Here is a 23,702-nt window from a genome sequence, read left to right as displayed (position 1 = left end):
TCCCGCTCGGTGCCGTCCGCGCCTGCGACCCTCCACCCGCCCGGCACCGCCGGGTCTGACGCTTCCGCGACGCCCGCTCTACGCTGCTGCGATGCGGATGCGCCCCCTCGCCGTGGACACGCTCATCGCGGCAGCCCTCACCGGTGTGGCCCTGCTGCTGGGGCCCGAGGCGGCACGCCAGGGTCACGTCCCGCTCGACACCACCGGCTACGTGCTGGTGGTCCTGGTCCATCTACCGCTCGTCCTGCGTGACCGCGGCCCGGTGGTGGTCTGCTGCCTGGTGCACGCGAGTTGGCTGGTGTACATCGCCCTCGGCTACTGGCCCGTGGTGTGCAGCTTCGGCCCGATGCTCGCCGTGTACACCGTGGCCGCCCTGCGTCCGCCGCGCCTGGCCGTGCCCTGTGCCGCGCTGATGACCGCGACCTGGATCTGTGCCGGTGCGGTCAGCCACACCGACGGCTGGCCCTCCGTGGTCGGCCAGGCGGTCGTCTACCCCGCGGTGCTGTGGCGTTTCGGCGTCGTGGCCCGCCGCTCGGCCGAGCTGACCCGGCGGCTGCGGCGCGAACAGGCCCGGCGCGCCCGGCGCGAGGTCGCCGAGGAGCGCGGCCGGATCGCCCGCGAACTGCACGACGTGGTCGCGCATCACATGTCCGTCATCTCCGTGCAGACGGGCCTGGCCCGCTTCGTCTTCGACACCGACCGGGACACCGCCCGCGCCGCCCTGGAGACCATCGACGCCACCGGGAGGGAAGCGTTGGACGAACTGCGCCGGATGCTCTTGCTGCTGCGCGCCGACGACGACGGCGCGCCCGCCGCCCCCATGCCCGGCATCGCCCGCCTGGAGGAGATGACGGAACGCGTCCGCGGCGGCGGTGTCCCCGTCGCCCTCACCGTGCAGGGCACTCCCCGCCCGCTCGCCCCCGGGGTCGAGCTGTGCGTGTACCGGGTGGTGCAGGAGGCCCTGACCAACGTGCTGAAGCACGCGCGCGGCGCGCGGGCCGAGGTACGGCTGAGCTACGAGCCGCGGCACGTGACCGTTTCGGTCACCGACGACGGAGAGGGGGTGGTTCCGGTCAGAATGCGCAGCGGCGGCGGGCACGGCTTGATTGGCATGCGCGAGCGGGCCAAGCTCTACGGTGGACAGATCAGCATCGGCCCGCGGGACCAGGGCGGCTTCGCCGTACGGTTGACCCTGCCGACCTCAGCGCGGGCCGCAGTGCAGGGGGACGACGCCACCGCATGACCACAGTGCTCGTCGTCGACGACCAGTTCCTCATCCGGGCCGGACTCGTGGGGCTGCTGCGAGCCGCGCCCGGCATCTCCGTCGTGGGTGAGGCGGAGGACGGAGCCGAGGCCGTGGCGCTGGCCGCCCGGACCGCGCCCGAGGTGGTCCTGATGGACATCCGGATGCCCGGCATGGACGGCATCGAGGCCACCGAGCGCATCCTGGCCCAGGCATCGGGCGCCCCGCCGAGGGTCCTCGTGCTCACCACCTTCGATCTCGACGAGTACGTGTACGGGGCGCTGCGGGCGGGGGCCTGCGGCTTCCTGCTCAAGGACTCGGGACCCGACCGGCTGCTCGCGGCGGTGGCAGCGGTGCGCGGCGGCGACGCGCTCTTCGCCCCCAGCGTCACGCGCCGTCTGGTCGAGGCCTACGCCCGCCGGGCCGTCGGTGGACGCCCCGTGGACCTCGCGGAGCTGACCGCCCGTGAGCTGGAGGTGCTGAAGCTGATCGCACGCGGACTGTCCAACCCGGAGATCGCCGACCTGCTCTTCATCAGTGAGGCGACCGTCAAGACCCACCTCAACCGCACGATGACCAAGCTGGACCTCAACAGCAGGGCCCAGGCGGTGGTGGTCGCGTACGAGTCGGGGCTGGTGACGCCGGGCGGATAGCGGCTGCTGCGGAGGCCCCGTCCCGGTCCGGGACCCGGCACGGCAGGCGGGCTACGCCCGGGGGGCGGCGTTCGGCGGTGGGCCGAGGATCTCGAGGTGGTGGCGTGCGGCGGCGTGTCCGAGCGCGGCCGGGTCGAAGGGGGCCGGGTCGGGAAGCCGGTGCTCGGTGGCCGGGGCGCCGACGTCGGCGGCGAAGTCCTCGAAGCCGGACGGTGTGGTGATCTGCAGGCAGCGCAGGGGTTCGTCGGAGCCGACGACGAAGGTGTGCCGGTGCAGCGGCGGGGCGAAGCCGGCCGGGTTCAGGAACTCGGCCACGGTGAGCCGGCCCCGGGTCTGGGCACCGGCGCGGCGGCGAACCGGCTCTTCGTCGCCCGCGGGTACGCGGCCACCTCCCTCGCCGACATCGCCGCGGACGCCGCGGTGGCCCGGCCCACGGTCTTCGCGGCCTTCGGCTCCAAGGCCGCCCTGCTCCGCGAGGTGGTGGACCAGGCGCCGGCGGGCGACGACGAGCCGGTGCCCGTGGCGGAGCGGCCCTGGTTCCGGCCGGTGCGGGAGGCGCGGACCCCGCGGGCGGTGGTGCACGCCTACGCGGAGGTCTGCACGCTCATCGGCGGCCGCGCTGCGGAGATCTTCGAGGTGGTGCGCCGGGCGGCGGACGAGGGCCCGGAGCCGGCCGGCCTCTGGGAGACGATGCAGCGCAACCGGCGCGCCGGGGCCGGCATGGTGGTCGATCTCGTCGAGGCGCGGGGCGCCGGGCGGCGCGGGCTCGATCACGAGCGTGCCGTGGACACGGTGTGGATGTTCAACGACCCGTGCCACTACCGGGCCCTGGTGCGGGAGCGGGGCTGGAGCGAGCGGGAGTACGCCGACTGGATCGCCGGCCAGATGTGCCACGGCCTCGGACTCGACGCCCCCGGGTCCGGAGGCGACGGACCGACCGGCGGCGAGTAGCGGGCACGTTCGCGGCCCTGGGCGGCCGGTGACGCGGGGCGGCCGGAGCGGGGGCGGGACAGCGCGATGAGCGCGACCCGGCGTCGCGGGCCGGCCCCGCAGCGTGGCGCCGACGGCCCGCGCGCTCACCAGCAGTGCGGCGGCGCGCGGCCCTGCGGTGGCGGCCGGCCACGACGGCCCGGGCGCGGGCCGCGGCGACGGTTTCCGGACGGCCGCCGTTCGTCGCCGGGCCCCACCGGGCCGTCGTCGCGGGGGCGGAGGCGCGGGAAGACCGTGCCCCGGGTACGGTGCGACGCCTCCTCTCGCCCCGTCCGGGCGGCCCGGCGCCGGCGCGTGACGGTACGAGCCCGGCCCTACCCCGAGGGGCCCCTGTCATGCCCCCGCAGTCGAAGCGTGGTGCGGTGCACGGGCGCCGTACGTGCGCCCCCGCGCACCCTGATGGCCGGATCCTCGCGCCCGTGGAAGGTGACGGGAGTCAACAATGGGCAGGCGGTGAACACCATGTAGGCCGGACACCAGGGACACCGGCGAAGCGAGCTGAAGGGGCGGCAGTGATCCGGGTACTTCTGGTGCATGACGCGACGTTGGTGCGATCCGTCCTCGCCGACTGGCTGCGCAGAGAGCCCGACCTGCGCGTGGACGAGACGTCCTGGTACGGCGCGCCGGGCCACGCCACCTCCTTACGGCCGGACGTGTGCGCCGTCGACCTGGAGCGGTCCGGCGCCCGTGGCGTCCCGCCGCTGGGCGACCTGCGGGCGCGGTGCCTGGGCGACCGGGCGCGTCTGCTGGTGCTCGCCACCGCCAGCCGGCCGGGCCTGCTCAGACACGCCGCGGAGGCGGGGGCGGCCGGCTTCGTCGACAAGGAGGGCGCGCCGGAGAAGCTGGTACTCGGCATCCGGCGCGTCGCCTCGGGGGAACGCTTCGTCGACGACTCGCTGGGCTTCGGCTTCCTCAAGGCCGCCGAGATGCCGCTCACCCGCAGGGAGTTGAGCGTGCTGTCACTCGCCGCCCAGGGTGCCTCCGTCGCGGAGATCGCGGGAAGCCTGCACCTGTCCCACGGGACCGTGCGCAACTACATGGCGGCCATCACCCGCAAGACCGGAGCCCGCAACCGCATCGACGCCATCCGTATCTCCCAGGGACAGGGCTGGCTGTGAGGCCGGCGCCCACCGGCCCACGAGCGCACGGTAGCCGGCCGAGCGGGCCAGCAGCTCCTCGTGGGTGCCGTACGCGGTCCGCGGCCCGTCCATGAGCAGGACGCGCTCGGCGCGGCGGGCGGAGGTGATGCGGTGGGCGACGACCACGAGGGTGCTCTCGGGCCGCCCGGCGAAGGCGCGTTCGGCGCGCTCCTCCGACTCCGGGTCGAGGTGGCAGGTCGCCTCGTCGAGCAGGACGAGCGGGGCGTGCGACAGATAGGCGCGGGTGAGTGCGATCAGCTGCCGCTCGCCGGCCGACAGCGCCGCCGGGTCCACGGCCGCCCCCGGGCCGCCCAGCCGCTCCAGCAGCGGGCCGAGCCCCACCGTGTCTGTCGCGACGAGCAGTTCCCGCTCGGGCACCGGGTCCGGGCGCAACAGGGCGAGGTTCTCGGCGAGTGTGCCGGTGTGGACGTACGCCTCCTGCGGGATCAGCACCCGGCGCGCGGCCGCCGGCCGGGAGGTGGCGGGCTCGCCGTACAGCAGCACCGTGCCGCGCGACGGACGCAGCAGTCCCGCCGCCAGCAGGGTGAGCGTGGACTTCCCGATCCCGCTGGGGCCGACCACCGCCAGGTGGGCACCGGGCCGCACGTCCAGGTCGAGGCCCTCCATGATCGGGGCGGCGTCCGGCCCGTGGGCGAAGGTGACGCGGCAGAGCCGGAGGGCGGGCGTCGGAGGGCGGGGCGGGAGTGCGGTGGGTTCGGAAGGGCCGCCGACGGGGTGCCCGGCTCCGGCCGGGTCGGCGCCCGGTCCCCCCGGGTCCGGCCGGTCGCCGGCGGACCGGTGCGGGCGGGACCGGGTGCCCGGGACGTCGGCGCGGGGTACGGGCTCCGGCGCCGGCCCGCCGGGCGGTTCCGTCGGGCGGATCAGACGCCGGGCCACCACGGCCAGCCGGGAGCCGCCCGTGCCGAGGCCGTGGACGAGGTTGTTCAGGGCGGGCAGCAGTGACTGGGTGACGTAGGCCAGGGCGCCGACCAGGGCACCGGGGGTCACCCCGCGGGCCAGCAGCCAGGGTGCCGTCGCCAGCAGCAGGACCACGGGGAGCTGGCCGCCGAGCGCCAGCGCGGCCACCCGGGCCACCGACCAGCGGGCCAGCGACCGCGCGGCACCCGCCTCGCGCTCCACGTACTCGGCGAGGCCTGCGGCGACAGGCTCCTCCGCCCCGGCCGCCGTGACGTCCCGCAACCCGGGACAGACGGTGGCCAGTTGCCCGGCCAGCGCCTCGTCGGCCACCAGGAACTCCTCCTGACGGCGCGCCAGCGGGCGCAGGGTCGCCGCGAACAGGCCGACTCCGGCGGCCAGCGGCGGGACGACGACCAGGAGCAGCGGCGGAGCGAGCGAGAAGAGCCCGAGGATCGCTCCGGCGGCGGTGAACACGAACGACCGCGACACCATGACCAGACCGGCGAACGTGTCCCGGGCGATCTCCACCTGCTGGGTCAGCGCGGACAGCGCGCCGTCGTCCGCCTCCCGCACCCCCCGTGCGACGACCCGCTCCACGAGCCGGTCCCGCAACGGTTCCACCAGCGCGGCCACCGCCGCGTACGCCCGGCCGGTGCCGTAGGCGCCGGCGAGAACGCCCACGCCCGCCAGAGCCAGCCAGGCCGTTCCCGTGCCGGGCCGCCCGGCGAGGAACCCCGCGTCCAGGGCGCGCGCCAGGGCGTAGCCCAGCAGGAAGGTCTGTCCGGTCTCCAGCACCGACCAGCCGGCCAGCCGCAGCAGCACCCGCCACCGCCGGCGCAGGAAGGACAGTCCGCGCCGGTACACCTCGCCGCCGGCGGGGCCGTCGCCCACGCCGCGGCGGCGCGGCCTCGCCGCCGCTCCCCCGCTCCGCCGCGCGTGTCCGTCGTCCGCTGTCCGGCGCCGGGCGCGCACCGGCCCGTCCTTCCCGGTCGTCCCGGGCTCGCCGACCGGCATCCGGGTGTCCGTCTGCCCGCCGTGGCGGGCGCGTCGCCGCTCGGTCACCGCGCACCGCCGTTCGCCGCCTTCGTCGTGCTCCCCCGCCCGTCGCTCGCCTCCGGCGGGTCCGCGGCGCCGAAGACCGCCCGGTACTCGGGCTGCGCCCACAGCGCGTCGTGCCGTCCCACGGCGCGGACCAGGCCCCCGTCCAGCCAGGCCACGGCGTCGGCGCGGGCGGCCGTGGCGGCGCGGTGGGCGACGAGGAGGCGGGTGCCGGGTGTGCCGGGCGCGGTGAGCGCCTGGGTGACGCGGTGCTCGGTGACCGTGTCGAGGCTGGACAGGGCGTCGTCCAGGACCAGCAGGCGCGCGTGCCGGGCGAACGCCCGTGCCAGGCCCAGACGTTGGGTCTCGCCGCCCGAGCGGGGGGCGTCGGCGCAGACGGTGGCGTAGCCGTGGGGCAGCCGGCGGACGAAGTCGTCGGCGTGGGCGGTGCGGGCGGCCTGCCGGAGCGCGGCCGGGCGGGGGTGCGGCAGGCCGAGTCCGATCGCGTCCTCGACGGTCCGGCCCAGCAGGACGGGCCGGTCGAAGGCGCACGCGACGGCGCGCCGCAGTTCCTCGCGCGTCAGCTCGCGCAACGGCACCCCGTCGAGCACGACCTCTCCGGCGTCCGGGTCGGCCAGCCGGGCCGCGAGCGCGGCCAGCAGCGACTTGCCGGTGCCCGAGCGGCCGACGACGGCGAGGGTCGTGCCGCCGGGCACGACGAGGTCCACTCCGGTGAGGACGGCGCGGTCGCCGCGCCGGACCGTCACGCCGTGGAACTCCAGGCGGCCCGGCCCGTCGGGCGGCAGCCCGCGCTCCCCGTGGGCGGGGGCCGGTTCGGCGTGCAGTTCGCCGAGGCGGCGGGCCGCGGCGCGGGCGCGCACCAGGCCGGAGATCTGTCCGACGAGCACCCCCACCCCGGTGGCCAGCACCGCGTACCGGGAGGCCGCGAGCACGTCGCCGGCCGACAGCCGGTGGCGGGCCAGCAGCAGTCCGGCCACGGCCACCACCCCGAGTTGCAGCAGCGGGGCGACGGCGACCGCCTGGGCGGCGGCTCGTCCCTGCACCCGCCACATGCGCCGGCCGGCGCGCGAGAGGTCGGGCAGCGGCCGCAGGACGCGGGCCGTCTCCTGTTCCTCCAGGCCGGCCGCGCGGATGGTGCGGCGGCCTGCGACGGCCTCCGCGAGCGCCCCGGCGATACGGCCCTGGACGCGCTGGTACTCACTCACGCAGGCGGAGGTGTCCCGGGCGAGGACCCGCAGCAGCAGGGCGAGGAGCGGCGCTCCGGCGAGGAACACGGCGGCCAGCCACGGGTCGATCAGACAGAGGGCCACGACGCCGCCGACGGGGCCGGCGAGCGCGGCCGGCAGCACGGCCCGCGCGGCGGGGGCGGTACCCGCCTGGGCGGCGTTGCCGACCAGGCGGGCGATGAGGTCCCCGGCACCGAAGCGGGTGCCGGCCCGGGCGCCCGCCGCGAGCAGGTGTCCGGTGGCCCCGCGGCGCAGCCGGGCGGTGGTCCGGGCGTCGACCGTGCCGTGCAGGACGGTCTCCACGGCGTCCAGGACGGCGACGCCCAGCACCAGCACCGCGCAGTACAGCACCCAGCGGGTGGCCGGCGCGTGGGCCAGCAGCAGATCCAGGGCCCGGCCGAGGGCGGCGGGCAGCAGCAGCCCGGCGCCCGCCCCGGCCGTGCTCACCAGGCACAGGGCCGCGCGCCGGGCTGCGCTGTGCCGGCCGGCCGTGCGCAGCAGCGCACGGGTTACGTCGGTGACCGGGTCGTCCTGCCGCGGCCGAGCTCGCATCCGCCTGCTCCCGAAAGTGTGAGGGCTCCGGGCGGCCGCGTCCCCGGTGCGGGGGCGAGCCGGCCGGAGCCGTGGGTCGCGCGGTGCCCGTCCCCGGCGGCACTCGGTGCCGGCCGGGGACGGGCACGGTCTCCGTCAGTGCGGCACGCGGAGGCCGCCCGTGACGGGAGCGGAGTCCGCCTCCGTCAGAGGCAGAGCAGCACGCTCGCCGCGCTGATGCAGGACAGCAGGCTGACCGTGCTGGCGCCGCCGCCGCCGGTGTTCTCGTCGGACTCCAGGGTCTGCAGGTCGAGCAGTGCCATTTTCTGATCCTTCCTGTAGTGGGACGGGGATGCGTCACGACCGCGCGGAGTGCGCGACCGCGTCATGAGGGCCGCATGAGCGGCGGCAGGAACGGCAGGTGCGCGGAGCCGGGCCCGTCGAGGGCCGCGGCGAGGGCCAGCAGGCAGCCAGCCGTTCCGGTGGCGAGGTCCATGGAGAGGCGCATCATCTGGTGTCCGGGGAAGGCGAGTTGGCCTTGATAGTCCATCGCGTACCAGCCGAGTCCGGCGATCTGGCCGGCGAGCCGGTCGTCCGGGTCGCCGGTGCGGCCGAGGTGGAGGATCATTCCGGCGCGGCCCTGGAAGAGTCCGGGCTGGGCGTAGAAGCGGGCGGAGGCGGCGGTCAGGATGGCGTCCCGGGCCCGCCGCAGGTCCTCTCCGGACCCGTACTCGCTCCCGCTCCCGTACTCGCCCCTGTCGCCGTCGCCGTCGGCCGGCCGGTCGTGGAGCGCGAGGTGGTCGTCGAGCACCATCCCGATGCCCGCGCTGCCGTCGCCGAGGTACGGCAGCGTCCGCCAGCCCTCGTCGACCTCCAGGGAACCGCCCCGCTGGGTCACGCACTTGTCCAGGTCGCGGCGGAGTGCGGCGCCCGCGGCGTCGAGCAGGGCGCGTTCGCCGGTGCGCCGGTACTGGCGCAGCAGGAACAGTGCCGGACCGCTCGCTCCGCGCAGCAGGCCGGCCCGCCGCTTCGGCTCGGGGGGCTGGGACAGGCGGCTCAGCAGGATCCGGGTGATGTCGTCGGCGTGGCCGCGCAGTTCGCTCTCGCCGGTGGAGTCCGCGAGGCCGGCGAGGACCAGGCCGAGGCCGGCCAGGCCGCCGTGGAGATCCGAGGGCAGGTTCTGCCAGCGCTCCCGCAGGACGGTGTCGGCCAGGTCCAGCGCCCGCTGCCGGTGGCCCAGGAGGTCGAGGACGTGGGCGACGCCGGCGAGCCCGTCGTACAGGCCGAGCGGGGTGCCCGGCGGGGGTGGGTCCGTGTGGTCCAGCAGCCAGCGCTCGCCCTCCTCGTAGCGGGTGGAGCCCGCCGTGGCGAGGGCGTACAGCACGCCGGCCGCGCCGTGGGCGAGCCCGAGTCCTCCGCCGTCGGAGAACTGGGCGATGTCGCCGGGGAAGAGCCGGTCGTCGCGGTCCGGAGTGGCCGAGGCGAGGACGGCCTTGACCATCGAGTCCCTGCTGTGCGGCCAGTCGGCGGGTTCGACGAGCGCGGCGGGGCCGGGGCGGGGCCCGGAGGCCTCCCGGGTGATCTCGGCGACCGCCTCGGCGAGGAATCCGTCCGGCAGGCCAGGGAACTGGGCGGCGATCACCTCGGCCAGGTGGGCCGCCTTGCCGCGGTCGACCACGAACAGCGTGGTGACCGGCAGGAACAGCGCGAGGCGCAGACACGCGAGCGCGTAGCGGTCCACGTCGGTGCCGCGGCGGTCGGGCGGCGCGAAGAAGCCCGGGTGCGCGACGACCTGGCGGCCCCGCTCCTGCGCGGGCGCGGCCGCCTCGAAGTCCAGCAGCACCACCGACTCCTCGTCGGGGGCGACCATGATGTTGAAGACGTGCAGGTCGTTGAAGACGATCCCCCGCGCGTGCACCTGTTCCACCGCGCGCTCGACCGCCGCGTGGACACGTACCGCCCACCGTGTGTAGGCGGCGACCTCGGCCGGGTCCGGGTCCGCGGTGAGCAGCGGGTGCCGTTCGGCGAAGTAGGAGTTCAGCGGCCGTCCCTCGACGAAGTCCGTCACCAGGAAGCGGTGGTCGCCGAGGGTGAACCAGTCGCGGACCTCGGGCACCACGCCGGTGCCCGCCAGCCGTTCGAGGGCTTGCCGCTCGCGTTCCAGGCCGGCGACCGCGTCGGCCCCGTCCGCGGCGAGGCCGGCGTGCGGGCGCGCCTCCTTCAGCACCACCTTGGCGCCGGTGCGGGTGTCGGTGCCCGCGTACACGCCGCCGCCGTTGGAGAAGTGCAGTGCCTTCTCCACGCGGTAGGGCAGGTCGCCGACGGTCGTGGTGTTGCGGGCCGCCAGGTGCGGCGCCAGGAAGTCGGGCAGCGTCACCCACTCCGGGACCTGGAAGGAGGGGGTGCGGCGGTCCGGGACCAGCCGGCCCTCGGCGTCACGCACCGCCGGGACCAGGGCGCCGCGCTCGTCGACGACGAAGGAGCGGGCGAAGGCGCCGTACCGCACGTGCAGCGGGCCCTCGCCCCACCGCAGGTCGGTGAGGATGTAGGGGCCCTGGAAGCCGGCCAGCAGGTCGCCCAGTTCGTTCAGTACGGTGTGCAGTTGCTCCTCGCCGTCGGGGTAGACGGTGACGAACTTGCCGCTGCCGTCGCGCGGGGCGTACTTGGCGTTGCGCAGGTGGACCAGGTGCGCGGCCGGCACGAACTTGAACGGTATGCGGCGCGGCACGCAGTAGTCCCAGACGATCGCGGCGATCCGGTCGGCATCGGCGGGCGTCGCCGAGGAGTGGATCTTCCAGCCCTGTGCCGGGCCGGGCTGCGGGCGCCCGTCCGGGCCGAGCGGCGTCAGCGTCAGCCAGTCCCCGGTGCGCGCCGCCTCCCAGCCCTCGGGCACCGTACGGCGCGCCGTGTCGAGCAGGGGCGCCCGCGCGCCGTCGGCCGGCGCCGTCCGGTCCGGCGTGTCGTAGAAGTGCCGGTCGGCGAGCGCGTACACCTCGTACCGCTTGTCCATGGATTCCCCTCCGTGGTCCGGCCACGACACTTCCAGTACGCGGGGGGTCGCCGACAGTCACGGCTGTCACGACATCGGTGTGCGGTACGCATGCGTCAAGACCTGTTCGACGCGTTTCGATCCGCCGGTCCGGGCGGCGCCCCGGACCGGCGGGAACGGTGGCCGCGGCCGGAACGGTCTTGCCCGCGGTCCGGTTCATCAGGTAGAGCGGTTGTACGAGGCAGAGGCTGGTATGACCCCGAGGGTGCTGAGAGTGATGTGTTCGTGACGGGTCCGGGTTCCGAGGGCGGCCGGACGCAGGGACGCGGGGACGGTCCCGAGGCTGTCGCGCATGTGGTCGCCGACGCGGTGGACAGCCTGGTCAACCTGTGGGGCCTCGCGGTGGAGGACTCGACGCTGCGTCTGTCGCAGCATCAACTGCGGGCGCTGCGGACACTGCAGTCCGCCCCCGGGCTCAATCTGACCGGTCTGGCGGAGGAGTTGGACATAGGGCTGCCCACGGCCAGTCGGCTGTGCGACCGGCTGCAGGCCGCGGGTCTGCTGGAGCGCTCCCTGCACCCGGAGAAGCGGCGGGAGGTCCGGCTGGCGCTGACCGCTCAGGGACAGCGCACGCTCGGGGACGTCGCCGCGCGGCGGGAGCAGGCGCTGGCGGCGGTCCTCGCGGACATGAGCGCGGCGCAGCGGGCGGCGCTGAGCGAGGGTCTTGTGGCGTTCCTCACCGCCCGCTCGAACGGGGAGCCGTAGGCGGCGGAGCCGTCGCCCGGCCGGCGGTGTCCGGGGCCGGGCGGGCCAGGGACCGGTGGCCGGGCCGGGCGCCCGGCGGAGCCTCACTCCGTGGACGGCTCGTCGGACCGGCCGGGGCCGAGGGTACGGCACAGCAGCAGGCACACGTCGTCGTCGCGCTCGGAGTCGTGCAGCATCGGCTTGAGCAGGGACTCGGCGCTGGCGTCCAGGTCCTCGAGGTCTGCCGGGGACAGTCCCGCCAGCGCGTGCGCCAGCCGTTCGATGCCCCGGTCGATGCCGTCCGCCCGACGCTCGACCAGGCCGTCGGTGTACAGGGCGAGCGTCGATCCCGGGAGCAGGTCGAGGGCATGGTCCTCGTACTCGTACGGGATCGGTACGCCCAGCATCACCCCGGGTTTGGCGTCGAGGACGGTCACTGCGCCGTCGGGGGCGCGCAGGACGGCCGGCGGGTGGCCGGCGGCGGCCCATTCGGCGCGGGGGTGCCCCGGCCGGAAGCGCGCGACGAGCGCGGTGGCGTAGAGCTCGGGCTGCTGGTGGCGGAGCATGCGGTGCAGCCGGGTCAGGATGCCGGCGGGGCTGTCCCCGTCGACGGCGTAGGCCCTCAGCGCGGTGCGCAGTTGGCCCATGACGACGGCGGCGTGCAGACCGTGCCCGGTGACGTCCCCTATGACGGCGAGGATGGCGCCGTCGGGCTGGCGGAAGGCGTCGTACCAGTCGCCGCCGATGTTCAGGCCGCGGGTGGCCGGAAGGTAGCGGGCGGCCAGCCGCAGGCCGTCGACGGCGGGCAGTTCGGTGAGCTGGGCGCGCTGGAGCGCCTCGGCGGTCTCCCGGTGCTGCTCGTAGCGGCGGGCGTTGTCCAGGGCGACGGCCGCCCGCCGGACCAGCTCGACCAGCATGACGCAGGTGTCGGGGTGGAACCGGGGGCCGGGAGCGGTCAGCGTCAGCACGCCGAACACGGTGCGGGCCATGAGCGGGACGGCGAGCAGGGGCCGGTCGACGGAGAGCACGGAGGGCGGTAGGTCGTCGACGCCGGGCACGCCCACGGGGTGCCCGGCGGCGTGCTTGGGCCGGCCGGTGCGCGCGGCGGCCACCGCCGCGGCCGCGTGCTGGGCACCCCGGGCGGGCTGTTCGTCGTCGAAGAGCCAGACGTCGACGTGCGAGGCGTACTCCGGGACGAGGAAACCGATCAGGCGGTGCAGGACGGCCTCGTGCTCCAACGAGGAGGTCACGGCGGCGCTGGCGTCGGCGAGGAGGCTGAGCAGGCGGCGCGCACGCTCGGCCTCGGAGCGGGCGACGCGTTCGGCCTCCAGCAGTTCGCGCTGCGCCAGGACGGCGGCGTCGAGTTCCGCGTGCAGCGCCAGCACGCCGTGGTTGGTCTGCTGCAGTTCCTCGCGGTGGAAGCGGACCATGTCCTCCTGTTCCGCGAGGAGCGTCAGGAGTCCGGCCGCGTCGTCGTCGGCCGCCAGCAGCGCCTCGGGGAGCGGGTCCGGCTCCGGGGCCGGCGCCAGGTCCGGCCGGGGAGTCCGGGGGCAGGGGACCGTGAGCCGCCACCGGGGTTCGCGCCCGTCCGCCGGGGAGGCGGTGACCCGAAGCTCCGTTCGCCCGTCGCCCTCGGCGGGGTCCAGTCCCACCGACAGCTCCCACGCCCCGCCGTCGGCCAGGCACTCCCGCAGGTGCGCGGTCAGCGCGGTGAGGAAGCGCGCCCGCTCGGGCAGCGGGACGTCGGCCGCCGTGGTCAGCCGGGCCACCAGGGCTCGGGCGCGGGCCGCGTCCCGGAGGGTGGCGACCGGCCAGACGGCACAGGGGGAGTTCATCGTGGTTCGTTCCCGCGGTCGGGGGCCAGTACGGCCACGCTGGTGTCGTCGCGCACGGTGCGGGCGGCGCTGCCGGCGTCCCGCAGGACGGCCGCGGCCACCACGGCGGGGTCGTGGGCGAAGAGCTCGGGGTCACAGGGCGGCGTCCAGCGGCTGGGCAGGCCGTCGCTGTGCAGGATCAGCAGGCTGTCCGGCGTCCACGGCAGCCGGTTGAGGGGGACTCTGGCCGGGAAGTGGGCGCCGACTATGCCGGGGTGCGATATGAGGGACCGCCAGCCGTCGTCCCGCGTGTGCAGCCGGGCGCCGACGTTGCCGACGCCGGCGAAGTGCAGTTCCCCGGCCTCGGTGTCCAGGCGGGCGACGGCGACGGCGGCGCCCCGGGTCGGCCGCAGCGCCCGGTGCATCTGGCGCAGTACCTCGTCCAGGGGCAGGTGTGCGGTGCGGCGCAGCGCCGTGACGGCCGCGTCGGAGGCCCACGCCGCCTTGGCCCCGTGTCCCAGGCCGTCGGCGAGCAGCAGGGTCAGGTGTCCCGCGGCGCGCACCCAGCCGATCGCGTCGCCGGAGTGCTCGGCGTGCGGCAGCGGGATGTTGACCCCGCCGACCCGGGGGCCGGGGGGCGCCGAGCGGGTCCGTGCGCGGGTGGTCGGCGCGGTGGGGCCGACGCGCGCCACCGCGACCGTACCCCGGTCGCGGTGGCTGTGGAGGTCGAAGCGGTCGGCCGTGCGCACGCAGGTGCCCAGGCCGGCGCCGAGGGAGGACGGGGCGGTGCTGTAGCCGTCCCGCAGCGCGGCCGCCACGTCGGCGATGCCCGGCCCGTGATCGAGGGAGGCGATCTGCACGTGGCGCTCCGGGTCCTGCGAGACCGCGTCCGGATCGGGCACGAGGTTGACGACGACGCGTCCCCCTCCGGCGTGCTTCAGCAGGTTGGTCGCCAGCTCCGTGGCCACCAGGGCGGCGGCCGCGGCGCGGGGCGACTCCAGCCCGGCGGCGGCGCAGGCGGCCTCGGCGGCCACTCGTACGTCCCTGACCCGGGTGGAGTCGTGTACCGGAACATCCCATACCCGGCTCATTCGGCACCTGTTCGTGGCGTGGGCAGACCGTAGGCCCACATCCGGATGGTGACGGTGGTGCCGCGGCCCGGCCCGGTGTCGATGGCGAAGTCGTGCACCAGGCGCCGGGCGCCGCTCAGGCCGAGACCCAGACCGCCGCCGGTGGTGTAGCCGTCGGTCATCGCCTGCTCCACGTCGTGGATGCCGGGGCCCTTGTCGGCGAACGACACCTCCAGCCCGCGGCTCTGCGGGTGGTCCAGGACGGTGAGCACGGCCTGTCCGCCGCCGCCGTGCACGAGGGTGTTGCGGGCGAGTTCGCTGGCCGCGGTGACCACCTTGGTCTGCTGCACCAGGCCGAACCCGAGTTCGGCGGCGGTCTGGCGCACCCGTTGCCGCACGAGCGCCAGATCCGCCTCGCAGCCGATCGGCAGGGTCACCGGCCCGGCGAGAGGAGAGGCCTGCATCAAGGGCCCTCCTCCCGAACCCGTGGCACCGGCTGGGAGAGCTGTCCCAGCAGGTCCACCGCCCTCTCCACGTCGAGGGCGGTGAGCAGCCCGGGAAGGGTCAGCCCCAGCTCGACCAGGGTGATCGCCACAGCCGGCCGCATCCCGGCCAGCACGGTGTGGGCCGCCATGAGCCGTGCGCCCGCCGCGATCTCGGCGAGTACCCGGCCCAGGAAGGAATCCACCATGTCCACGCCGGAGATGTCGATGACCACACCACGCACGAGGGTCTCGGCGCCGACGATGCGCTCGGTGATGTCGTGCTGGAGCTGCTCGGCCAGTGAGTCGTGCAGTTCGCCCTGCAGGGTGACGAGCAGGATGTCGCCCAGTGCCAGGACCGGCACGGAGGGAGTCGCGGAGAAGTGGTTCACCGTCGCTTCGTCTCCCCGGCCGGGCGCGAGGAGATGACGACGCCCTGCTGCCCGAGCGCGTAGGCGAGGGCGTCGGCCAGACCCGCGCGGGTGATGATGCTGCTCAGGTCGATGCCGAGGTGCACGATGGTCTGCGCGATGGCCGGGCGGATCCCGGAGACGACGCATTCGGCGCCCATCAGGCGGGCGGCGGCGACCGTCTTCATCAGGTGCTGCGCGACGAGGGAGTCGACCGTGGGCACGCCGGTGATGTCGAGGATGGCGTACCGGGCGCGCTGGTCGACGATCGCCTCCAGGAGGCTTTCCATCACGATCTGGCTGCGGGCGCTGTCCAGCGTCCCGATCAGCGGGACGGCGACCACGCCGTCCCACAGCTTGATGACGGGGGTGGCCACCTCCATCAGTTGCTGGCGCTGACGGGCGATCAGTTCCTCGCCGGCGCTGAGCGCCGTCTCCATCACCACCACCCGCAGGGTGCACAGCAGGAGCGTCAGCGGCAGCATGCACTCCTGGGCCCGGGTGTCGGAGGTCTCCGCGAACTCCAGGCGCAGCAGTTCGGCGACGGGTTCGCGCAGCGCGGCGACCTCGTCGGAGATCTGCGCCGGGGTGGAACCGCCGCGGGTCCGGGAGGCCACCATCTGCCCCAACTGCTCGCGCACCGCGGTGAACCCGGGCGCCGAGAGGTCCTCCAGCCTGCCGCTGGAGGCCACTTCGGCCAGGGCGTCCACCACCGTCTTGCACGCGTCGACCGCCTCGTCACGCGAGACCGTGAAGACGGTCCGGAACAGCGCGGCGTCGGCCCAGCGCTGGGCGATCTGCTCACGGCGGCGCGCGAGGAAGGCGCCTACCTCGTGTGCGGCCGCCCGCTCGGTCAGGTCCTGCTCCGCCACTGCGTCGTCTCCTCCGTGTTGCCTGCTCCCGCTTCCGACAGAGCCCGCCGGAAACGATTGTTGCCGTGCGGCAAACGTTAGCGGTCACCGCCTGACACGAACAACACGCCCCGGAACAGCCCGGATACGGCCGCCCCGGTTCAGGACGGGTGCCCGTACCAGTCCAGGCAGACCACCAGGGCGTCGTCGTCCGGCACCGGGCGGCCGCGGTGCCCGGTCAGCTCGCGCAGGACGGCGTGCGGGACCTCGGCGGCCGGCAGCAGCCGGGTGGCCTGGATCGCGCGCGCCAGCGCCGCGGTGCCGTACGCCTCGCCACGGGGGGAGGCGACGTCGTGCACCCCGTCGGTCACGAGGACCAGCCGGTCGCCGGGCCGGACCTCGAAGTCCTCGGCGACGTAGTCGGTCTCCTCGAACATGCCGAGCGGCAGCTGGGCGTCGAAGGCGATCCACTCGACGGCCCCGTCGCGCAGTCGCAGCATCCGCGGCGAGCCGGCGTCCACGACCTGAACCCGGCCGGTGGCGAGGTCGAAGTCGAGCATGATGGCGGAGAGGTAGCGGTCGCCCTGGTGGTGGGCGTAGACCGCCTGGTCGGCCAGGGCCGCCTGGTCGGCGATCGACAGGCCTGCCCGGCGGGCGTTGCGCAGCGCGCTGACGGCGAGGCTCGTCAGGAGGGCGGCCTCCACGCCCTGCCCCATGCCGTTGGTGACGTACAGCGAGAGGCGGTCCGCGGCGGCGGACCAGTCGTAGTTGTCGCCGTGGACGGCGTACGCCGGTTCGAGCTGGGCGCCCAGCGCGTACTCGGGCCGGGTGCAGGAGCGAGTCGGCAGCAGCTGCCACTGCATCTCGGCGGCCAGCGTCATGCGCTCCTTGCGGCGGGCCCGCAGGTAGACGTCGGTGTGCCGCTCGGCCACCGTCACCTCGCGCGCCAGCACCCCGGCCACTTCCGCGAGGTCGGCGACGGTGCCGGGCAGGTCGTCCTCGTCGCGCAGCGCGACCGAGAGCACGCCCAACCGGTCGCCGTGCACGGTGACCGGGAGGTGGACGCGCGTCAGGCCCTCGCCCGCGGATTCCACGAACGGCTCCTGAGCGCCGAAGGCCCGGCCCTCGGGGCTGCTGTGCACCGGCACGGCCGGTCCGCCGTGCGGCGGCGGCGCGGACAGCGGCTGCAGCACCGTCAGGCCGTGGTCGACGAGGAACACCTCGACGGACTCGGCGGCGTGGCCCTCCGTGAGAGCCAGTTCGAGCACGTCGAACAGCTCGTGCGGAGCCGCCGCGCGCAGCGCGCGCTCGACGGCCGGATATCTGTTCACGATGACGTCATCACCCTCCTCGACGGCGCCTCGGGACGGCGCGGCGACCGTCGGATCGCTGGGCCGTACCGGTTTGCCCCGGTCCTTCCTGGCTCTCTCGCCTGCTAGTACCCTGGCTGCCGTCCCAGTGCCTGCGAGAGTGTGACAGTGAGAGCTTTCCCGCCCCGTCCTCAGCCCGACGAGGTGGCCCGGATGACCTCGACGGCCGCGGAGCTGCTGGAAGTGCTCTGGGGCCGGGCCTCCACCGCGCCGGCGTCGGTCTCCCAACTGCGCGTGCTGCTCGTCCTCGAACACCACGACGGCATCAATCTGGGTACCCTCGCCGATGCCCTCGCCTCCACCGCGCCGTCGACCAGCCGCCTGTGCGACCGGCTCCAGGCCGCCGGCTTCGTCGAACGCGCGGTGGGCTCCAACGACCGGCGCGAGGTGCGCCTGCACCTGAGCAACCGGGGCCGCGCGTTCCTCGACGACCTGCGGGCCCGCCGGGGAAGCCAGCTCCAGGAGATCCTGGCGCTGATGTCCCCGGGGCAGCGGGCGGCCCTGCTGGAGGGCCTGGAGGCGTTCTGCGCCGCGGCGGCGGCGCAGATACACGACGCCGGCGAAGGCTCCGGAAGCCGGACCGCCTGACACACGGTCCGCCGTCCGCGGGACGGGATCCTGTCGGCCGTTCGGCGGCCTGTCACCGGGCCCGGTGGGCCGGTGACAGGCCGCCGAACGGCCGGGCGGCGCTGGTCCGCCCCCGGCCGCCGGGCGATCAGCCCGCGAGCAGGGAGTCGTCCTTGGTGCGGGCGCCGGGCAGGCGATGGCGAGCGGCGATCAGTGCCGCGTCGACGTCACGGGTGCCGGTCGACACGCACAGGGTGTAGGCGATGTCGTCCATGCGCTGCCGTACCGCCGGTCCGCTGTCCTGGGCGCGCAGGATCCGCAGGGTCTCGTACTGCTCGACGAGGTTCTTCAGTACCGCCGGATGGGCCATCAGCATGGGGAACCTCCCTGTCCACACTCACTTGTACTGGGCACAGACGCATATGCCCCGCTTCGGCGGCACCATGCCTGTCCGCTTCGCCGGGACGCCGCGTCGGGTCGCTGGGGGGACCGGCCGGACGCGCGCCTCGGTGGCGACCGAGGCGCCGACGGGCGAGAATGCTCCGGCCTGACGGGGCATACGAGCCTTCGGGCCCCAGGGGCACCACCGGTCACCCGTGGGCAGCGGCGACCGGGCGCGGCACATCGAAGGAGGCCAGGGCATGGCAGGGGCGAGAGACACGGAGGAACAGCGGTCCGCGGTGGTGTCCGGGGCCCGGCTCGCCGACGCGCTGCGGGTCATCGGCACCGGAGCGTACGTCGTGGACGAGCAGGGCCACATCCTCGCCGTGAACGCCCGCGCCCAGGCATTGCTCGGCCGCCCCGCCGAAGCACTCGTCGGCCAGGACGCCCACGAACTGCTGCACCGCGGCCCGCAGGGCGAGCCACTGCCCGCCACACGGTGCGGCATGCGTCAGGCGTTCCACGCCAGGCGCACGGCGCAGTCCGACGAGGACCACTTCCTCCACGGCGACGGCTCGCTGCTGTCCATCGGTTGGCTGATCAGCCCGTTCGCCCTGGACGACCGCGACACGCTCACACTGGTGCTCTTCCACGTCCACGAAGAGGCGCCCGGCTGCGGGCCGCGTCCGGAGCAGATCGCGCAACCACTGGGCGAACTGGAACGCCTGGCCCTGCTGGCCGAGACCACCGCCCGGCTGACCTCGACCCTCAACGTCGAGGAGGCGTTGCGCCGCCTGGTGGCCCTGGTCGTGCCCCGGCTGGCGGACTGGGTCGTCGTCGACCTGATCACCGAGCACGACGAGGTGTGGCGGACCTCGGTGGTCCATGCGGAGGAGGGCGGCCTGGTGTCCCGCGAGGACCTCCAGGGGCCGATGCCGCCCGTCCCCGAGCACTCGCCGATGCCGTTGTCCCGGGCGCTGCGCGGCGTCGCCTCCGCCCTGGCCGGCCCGCGTACCTACGAGGGCGCCCCGGACTCCGGCATCGCCGTGGAACAGCGGCACCTGTTCGACGCCACCGGCATCCGTTCCGCGGCCATCACCCCCATCCGCGGAACCCGGGAGGTGCTGGGGGCCCTCACCCTGGGCCGCGCCACGAAGCCCGGGGACTTCACCACCGACGACCTGCCGCTCATCGAGGACATCGCCCGCCGCGCGGGCATCGCGTTGGACAACGCGCGCCTCTATCAGCGTCAGCGCGCGGTCGCCGAGACCATGCAGCACCACCTGCTGCCCCAGATGCCGCGCGTTCCGGGGCTGCAGATGACGGTCCGCTACCTGCCGGCGCCGGACGCCTCACAGGTCGGCGGGGACTGGTACGACGCGTTCACGCTGTCCGACGGCACGACCGCGCTGGCCGTCGGGGACGTCGTCGGCCACGATCTGGAGGCGGCGGCCGGCATGGCCCAGCTGCGGAACGTGCTGCGCGCCTACGCCTGGGCGCAGCAGGAGCCGCCCAGCCGGATCGTGGAGCGGCTCGACGAGGCGATGATGCACATCACCGACGTGAGCATGGCCACGCTGCTCTTCGCCCGCGTCGCGCGGTCCGCGAAGGGGAACTGGCGACTGTCCTGGACCAACGCGGGCCATCCGCCGCCGCTGCTGGTCAGCCGCGACGGTCTGACCGAGTACCTCACCGACGGGCACAGCCTGCTGCTCGGCACCGGGGCCGGCGTGTCCCGTCCCGACGCGACGGTTCTGCTGCCCGCGGGCTCCACTCTCCTGCTGTACACCGACGGGCTGATCGAAGCGCCGGGGCGCACTCTCGACGAAGGGCTCGACCGGCTGCGCCAGCACGCCGCCGCCCTCGCTCACCGGCCTCTGCCGGCCTTCACCGACGAGTTGTTGCGCCGTGTCAAGCCGCCCGGCCTGGACGACGTCGCCCTTCTGGCCCTGCGCCCGCCGGTGGGGGCGGAGACGGAGGGCGGGTTCCTGGAGTGACCGGTACGCGGCGGCGGGCGGTGCGACGGCGGGCGGGGGCGGCCGGACCGGGAGGCGTCGGCGTGTACGGCCGAGCCCGGGCATCGGCCCTGGGGCGGTGTGGTGTACCGGGATGGCCGGGCGGCACCGGGGTGTCGCGGCCGGCGTGTCGGGTGCTGTGGCCGGGGAAGCCGAGTGCTGGGGAGCCGGAGGCGGGGACTCGGGAGCAGGGGGGCGTGACACGGGAGGCGAGTGCGGTGACCGCGCCGGAGGCGACGCCGTCGTGCCACGGCCGCGCGGGAGCCCGTCCCATGCCGCGCCGGGCGACGGGCGGACCGGACCGAGCCAGGCCGAGGGGCCGGGCCCAGCCGGACCGAGCCGAGCCGAGCCGGGCCGGGCCCAGGCGCCGGGCCGGGCCGAGCCGGGCAGTGGCCGGATCACTCTCCGTCCGGGCGGGCGCCGGGGAGCCGTCACCGGGAGCGGTCGACGACATCCCGGCCGTTCGTCGTGCCGTTCCGTTCGCCGGGCGGTGTGCCCGGCGGCACGGCGGCGTCGGCCGCCGCCCCGGACACCGGGGCCCGGCCCCTCAGCCGTAGGGCGAGAGGCTCGGTGTAGCGGGCGGTGAGCGGCCCGAGGATGACGAGGATCAGTACGTAGGCGGTGGCCAGCGGGCCGAGGGCGGGCTCAATGCCGGCGGTGACCGCGAGACCGGCGATCACGATGGAGAACTCGCCACGCGCCACCAGGGCCCCACCCGCACGCCACCGGCCCTTGTGCGAGACACCGGCGCGGCGTGCCGCCCAGTAGCCGGTGGCGATCTTCGTCAGGGCTGTGCAGGCCGCCAGGGCGAGGGCGGGCAGCAGCACCGGGGGGATGCTCCTCGGATCGGTGTTCAACCCGAAGAAGACGAAGAAGACGGCGGCGAAGAGATCGCGCAGGGGGGCGAGCAGGTTGTGCGCGCCCTCCGCGACCTCGCCGGAGAGCGCGATGCCGACGAGGAAGGCTCCCACCGCCGCCGAGACCTGCAGTTCCTGCGCGAGGCCGGCGATCAGCAGGGTCAGGCCGAGCACCACCAGGAGCAGTTTCTCGGGGTCGTCACTGGAGACGAAGCGCGAGATGTGCCGGCCGAACCGTACCGCCAGCAGCAGCACGAGTCCGGCGGCGGCGAGCGCGACGGCGAGGGTGGCGGCGCCGGCAGCCAGACCGGTCCCGGCCAGCAGGGCGGTGACGATCGGCAGGTACACGGCCATGGACAGGTCTTCCAGGACCAGGATGCTGAGGATCACCGGGGTCTCCCGGTTGCCCAGGCGTCCCAGGTCGCCGAGCACTTTGGCGATCACTCCGGACGAGGAGATCCAGGTCACTCCGGCCAGGACCACCGCTGCCACCGGGCTCCAGCCCAGCAACAACGCGACGGCGGCCCCGGGCACGGCGTTCAGGGCTGCGTCGAGGAGGCCGGCGGGGTACTGGGTCCTGAGGTTGGTGACCAGGTCGCTGGCCGTGTACTCCAGGCCGAGCATGAGCAGCAGCAGGACCACGCCGATCTCGGCGCCGACGGCCACGAACTCCTTGCTCGCCCCCAGGGGCAGCAGACCGCCCTCCCCGAACGCCAGCCCCGCCAGCAGGTAGAGCGGGATCGGTGAGATCCGGAAGCGTCCGGCGAACCGGCCCAGCAGTCCCAGACCGAGGACGATCGCGCCGAACTCGATCAGGAAGACCGCGGACGAGTGCACCGCCGGATCACCTCCGGCCGAGCATCGCCGCGGCGGCCTCGACGCCCTCTCGAGTGCCGATCACGATCAGCGTGTCCCCGCCGGCGAGCCGGAAGTCCGGTCCCGGGGAGGGGATCGCCTCGGCCCGCCGCAGGACCGCCACGATCGACACACCCGTCTGCGTGCGCATCCGGGTGTCGCCCAGGAGCCGCCCGTTCCAGTGGGAGGTGCCCGGCAGTTCGATCCGCTCCGCGACGAGTCCGAGGACCGTCGTCGACAGCAGGTTCGGACTGTGGTGCGCGGGCATCAGGGCGTCGATGAGCGTCGCCGCCTCTCCCGCGCTCAGCCGCACGGACAGCGCGCAGGCGTCGGGGTCGTCCTCGCGGTACGCGTTCAGCGTCCGGGAACCGTCCCGGTGGGCCACCACCGACAACCGGCGCTGCTCCCGTGTGGTCAGGTCGTACCGCACGCCGATCCCCGGCAGCGGCGTACTGCTCATGCGCGCAGCGCCCACGACTGTCCCCCTGTCTCGTGCTGTCTCGTGCTGGTGCCTCTTCGGCCGGCTGCTCGACCGATTCCTCGACCAGCTCCTTGACCGTTCCTTTAACGACACCCTATCGATCGCGCGGGATTCGGCCTCCCGGCCGGCGCCGCTCGGCCCTCACCGGCCCGCCCGGCTCGTCCGTGCGCCCGCCCGGAACAAATCCCGGCCGGACCGTGTTGGACCTGATACCCCGCTGGGTATACGAGAGGAGCGCGGAACCCATGCCGACCGTCGAACTGACCAAGGACAACTTCGAGGAAACCGTCATCGGCTCGGAGATCGTGCTGATCGATTTCTGGGCGGCCTGGTGCGGGCCGTGCCGGGTGTTCGGCCCCGTCTTCGAGAAGGCGGCCGAACGCCACCCGGACATCGTCTTCGGCAAGGTCGACACCGAGGCCCAGCCCGAACTCGCCGGCGCCTTCCAGATCTCCTCGATCCCCACGCTGATGGCCGTCCGCGACCGCACCGTGCTCTACGCCCAGCCGGGCGCCCTGCCCCCGCAGGCCCTGGAGGACCTCATCGACCGGATCCGCTCGATCGACATGGAGGACGTACGCCGCCAGGCCGCGGCCGCGAAGTCGGCGTCCAGGGGTTGACGACCCCACGAGCCCGCGACCTCCGGGGCGCCGCACACCGGCGCCCCGGAGCCGTGGGCGGGCGATCCGATCGGAGCCGGCCGGATCCCTGGCGGTCGACGGCATCCCGAACCGGGACGTACAGTACCCCGAGGGGTATTTCATCGAGGAGTGGTCGTGGAACTGGAGCTTGAGGGTGCGGATCTGAAGGCCGTACTGAACCGGCTGCGCCGTGCGCAGGGCCAGATCTCCGGGGTGATCCGGATGATCGAGGAGGGACGCGACTGCGAGGACGTCGTCACGCAGCTCGCCGCCGCCTCCCGCGCCCTCGACCGGGCCGGGTTCGCGATCATCGCCACCGGTCTGCAGCAGTGCGTGGCGGACCTCGACTCCGGCCGTGTGAACGGCGAGGACCCGGTCGCCATGCGCGCCCGGCTGGAGAAACTCTTCCTCTCCCT

General features: G+C 74.8%; 22 protein-coding genes and 1 pseudogene. 9 read left to right on the top strand and 14 right to left on the bottom strand.

The window, feature by feature from the left end; genetic code table 11:
- Nucleotides 1-91: 91 nt before the first annotated feature.
- Both ACSLTV_RS29870 and ACSLTV_RS29865 read left to right on the top strand, forming a co-directional pair.
- Complete coding sequence (locus ACSLTV_RS29870) at nt 92-1,243, top strand: sensor histidine kinase (protein ID WP_432158144.1); 1,152 nt, start codon at nt 92-94, stop codon at nt 1,241-1,243.
- A complete protein-coding gene (locus ACSLTV_RS29865) occupies nt 1,240-1,896 on the top strand; it encodes a response regulator (protein WP_432135268.1) in 657 nt (218 codons plus the stop codon). Before ACSLTV_RS29870 ends, ACSLTV_RS29865 begins: the two co-directional genes overlap by 4 nt.
- Nucleotides 1,897-1,947: 51 nt before the next feature.
- On the opposite strand, the gene ACSLTV_RS29860 is transcribed toward ACSLTV_RS29865, so the two are convergent.
- Nucleotides 1,948-2,211, bottom strand: coding sequence for a hypothetical protein (locus ACSLTV_RS29860; RefSeq protein WP_432135269.1), 264 nt, complete (start codon nt 2,209-2,211; stop codon nt 1,948-1,950).
- Here ACSLTV_RS29860 and ACSLTV_RS29855 point away from each other — a divergent pair.
- On the top strand, nt 2,167-2,847 hold the full coding sequence (locus ACSLTV_RS29855; protein ID WP_432135270.1) for a helix-turn-helix domain-containing protein: 681 nt from the start codon (nt 2,167-2,169) through the stop codon (nt 2,845-2,847). The two genes, ACSLTV_RS29860 and ACSLTV_RS29855, sit on opposite strands and share 45 nt — an antisense overlap.
- Nucleotides 2,848-3,221: 374 nt before the next feature.
- Nucleotides 3,222-3,920: pseudogene (locus ACSLTV_RS29850) on the top strand (LuxR C-terminal-related transcriptional regulator); the annotation flags it as partial.
- On the opposite strand, the gene ACSLTV_RS29845 reads toward ACSLTV_RS29850, so the two are convergent.
- From ACSLTV_RS29845 to lanKC, 4 genes are all read right to left on the bottom strand, one after another.
- Nucleotides 3,846-5,957, bottom strand: coding sequence for an ATP-binding cassette domain-containing protein (locus tag ACSLTV_RS29845; protein WP_435613226.1), 2,112 nt, complete (start codon nt 5,955-5,957; stop codon nt 3,846-3,848). The pseudogene ACSLTV_RS29850 and the gene ACSLTV_RS29845 overlap by 75 nt on opposite strands.
- A gap of 44 nt (nt 5,958-6,001) precedes the next feature.
- The gene (locus tag ACSLTV_RS29840; RefSeq protein ID WP_432158143.1) at nt 6,002-7,780 is read right to left on the bottom strand and encodes an ATP-binding cassette domain-containing protein; all 1,779 of its coding nucleotides are present in this window, start codon (nt 7,778-7,780) and stop codon (nt 6,002-6,004) included.
- A 185-nt stretch (nt 7,781-7,965) separates the two neighbouring features.
- On the bottom strand, nt 7,966-8,082 hold the full coding sequence (locus ACSLTV_RS29835) for a SapB/AmfS family lanthipeptide (RefSeq protein WP_432158142.1): 117 nt from the start codon (nt 8,080-8,082) through the stop codon (nt 7,966-7,968).
- A 62-nt stretch (nt 8,083-8,144) separates the two neighbouring features.
- Complete coding sequence (gene lanKC / locus ACSLTV_RS29830) at nt 8,145-10,769, bottom strand: class III lanthionine synthetase LanKC (protein ID WP_435613216.1); 2,625 nt, start codon at nt 10,767-10,769, stop codon at nt 8,145-8,147.
- A gap of 264 nt (nt 10,770-11,033) precedes the next feature.
- Here lanKC and ACSLTV_RS29825 point away from each other — a divergent pair, with 264 nt between their 5' ends.
- Nucleotides 11,034-11,513, top strand: a complete 480-nt coding sequence (locus tag ACSLTV_RS29825) for a MarR family winged helix-turn-helix transcriptional regulator (protein WP_432135274.1) — start codon at nt 11,034-11,036, stop codon at nt 11,511-11,513.
- 83 nt (nt 11,514-11,596) lie between these two features.
- Here the strand turns inward: ACSLTV_RS29825 and ACSLTV_RS29820 are convergent, their stop codons facing one another.
- The 6 genes from ACSLTV_RS29820 to ACSLTV_RS29795 form a co-directional block, all read right to left on the bottom strand.
- Nucleotides 11,597-13,327, bottom strand: a complete 1,731-nt coding sequence (locus ACSLTV_RS29820) for a PP2C family protein-serine/threonine phosphatase (RefSeq protein WP_435613215.1) — start codon at nt 13,325-13,327, stop codon at nt 11,597-11,599.
- A complete protein-coding gene (locus tag ACSLTV_RS29815; RefSeq protein ID WP_432135276.1) occupies nt 13,324-14,397 on the bottom strand; it encodes a SpoIIE family protein phosphatase in 1,074 nt (357 codons plus the stop codon). Before ACSLTV_RS29815 ends, ACSLTV_RS29820 begins: the two co-directional genes overlap by 4 nt.
- Entirely contained in the window at nt 14,394-14,840 is a 447-nt protein-coding gene (locus ACSLTV_RS29810) for an ATP-binding protein (protein ID WP_432135277.1), read from the bottom strand. Before ACSLTV_RS29810 ends, ACSLTV_RS29815 begins: the two co-directional genes overlap by 4 nt.
- Complete coding sequence (locus ACSLTV_RS29805) at nt 14,840-15,250, bottom strand: STAS domain-containing protein (protein ID WP_432135278.1); 411 nt, start codon at nt 15,248-15,250, stop codon at nt 14,840-14,842. The genes ACSLTV_RS29810 and ACSLTV_RS29805 overlap by 1 nt, the downstream gene beginning before the upstream one ends.
- Nucleotides 15,247-16,140 (bottom strand): STAS domain-containing protein, encoded by an 894-nt coding sequence (locus tag ACSLTV_RS29800; protein WP_435613214.1) that lies wholly within the window; start codon nt 16,138-16,140, stop codon nt 15,247-15,249. The genes ACSLTV_RS29805 and ACSLTV_RS29800 overlap by 4 nt, the downstream gene beginning before the upstream one ends.
- 140 nt (nt 16,141-16,280) lie before the next feature.
- Nucleotides 16,281-17,450, bottom strand: a complete 1,170-nt coding sequence (locus ACSLTV_RS29795; protein WP_432135280.1) for a PP2C family protein-serine/threonine phosphatase — start codon at nt 17,448-17,450, stop codon at nt 16,281-16,283.
- Nucleotides 17,451-17,642: 192 nt separating this feature from the next.
- On the opposite strand from ACSLTV_RS29795, the gene ACSLTV_RS29790 reads away from it, so the two are divergent.
- Nucleotides 17,643-18,077, top strand: a complete 435-nt coding sequence (locus ACSLTV_RS29790) for a MarR family winged helix-turn-helix transcriptional regulator (protein WP_432135281.1) — start codon at nt 17,643-17,645, stop codon at nt 18,075-18,077.
- A gap of 127 nt (nt 18,078-18,204) precedes the next feature.
- Here the strand turns inward: ACSLTV_RS29790 and ACSLTV_RS29785 are convergent, their stop codons facing one another.
- Nucleotides 18,205-18,432, bottom strand: a complete 228-nt coding sequence (locus ACSLTV_RS29785; protein WP_432135282.1) for a DUF5133 domain-containing protein — start codon at nt 18,430-18,432, stop codon at nt 18,205-18,207.
- Nucleotides 18,433-18,697: 265 nt separating this feature from the next.
- Here ACSLTV_RS29785 and ACSLTV_RS29780 point away from each other — a divergent pair, with 265 nt between their 5' ends.
- A complete protein-coding gene (locus ACSLTV_RS29780; protein WP_432135283.1) occupies nt 18,698-20,434 on the top strand; it encodes a SpoIIE family protein phosphatase in 1,737 nt (578 codons plus the stop codon).
- Between the two features lie 449 nt (nt 20,435-20,883).
- On the opposite strand, the gene ACSLTV_RS29775 is transcribed toward ACSLTV_RS29780, so the two are convergent.
- Together ACSLTV_RS29775 and ACSLTV_RS29770 are read right to left on the bottom strand one after the other, a co-directional pair.
- Nucleotides 20,884-22,146 carry a cation:proton antiporter gene (locus tag ACSLTV_RS29775; protein WP_432135284.1) on the bottom strand — a complete coding sequence of 421 codons (1,263 nt, stop codon included), beginning with the start codon at nt 22,144-22,146 and terminating at the stop codon, nt 20,884-20,886.
- Between the two features lie 7 nt (nt 22,147-22,153).
- Nucleotides 22,154-22,624, bottom strand: a complete 471-nt coding sequence (locus ACSLTV_RS29770) for a cation:proton antiporter regulatory subunit (RefSeq protein WP_432135285.1) — start codon at nt 22,622-22,624, stop codon at nt 22,154-22,156.
- Between the two features lie 266 nt (nt 22,625-22,890).
- On the opposite strand from ACSLTV_RS29770, the gene trxA reads away from it, so the two are divergent.
- Nucleotides 22,891-23,265, top strand: a complete 375-nt coding sequence (gene trxA / locus ACSLTV_RS29765; RefSeq protein WP_432135286.1) for a thioredoxin — start codon at nt 22,891-22,893, stop codon at nt 23,263-23,265.
- 156 nt (nt 23,266-23,421) lie between these two features.
- Nucleotides 23,422-23,702 (top strand): metal-sensitive transcriptional regulator (locus ACSLTV_RS29760; protein ID WP_435613213.1); only part of this gene is annotated, 281 nt, incomplete at its 3' end.

This window comes from Streptomyces sp. bgisy159 (assembly GCF_965341775.1).
GTDB lineage: Bacteria > Actinomycetota > Actinomycetes > Streptomycetales > Streptomycetaceae > Streptomyces.
This window is presented reverse-complemented; position numbering and strand designations above follow the sequence as displayed.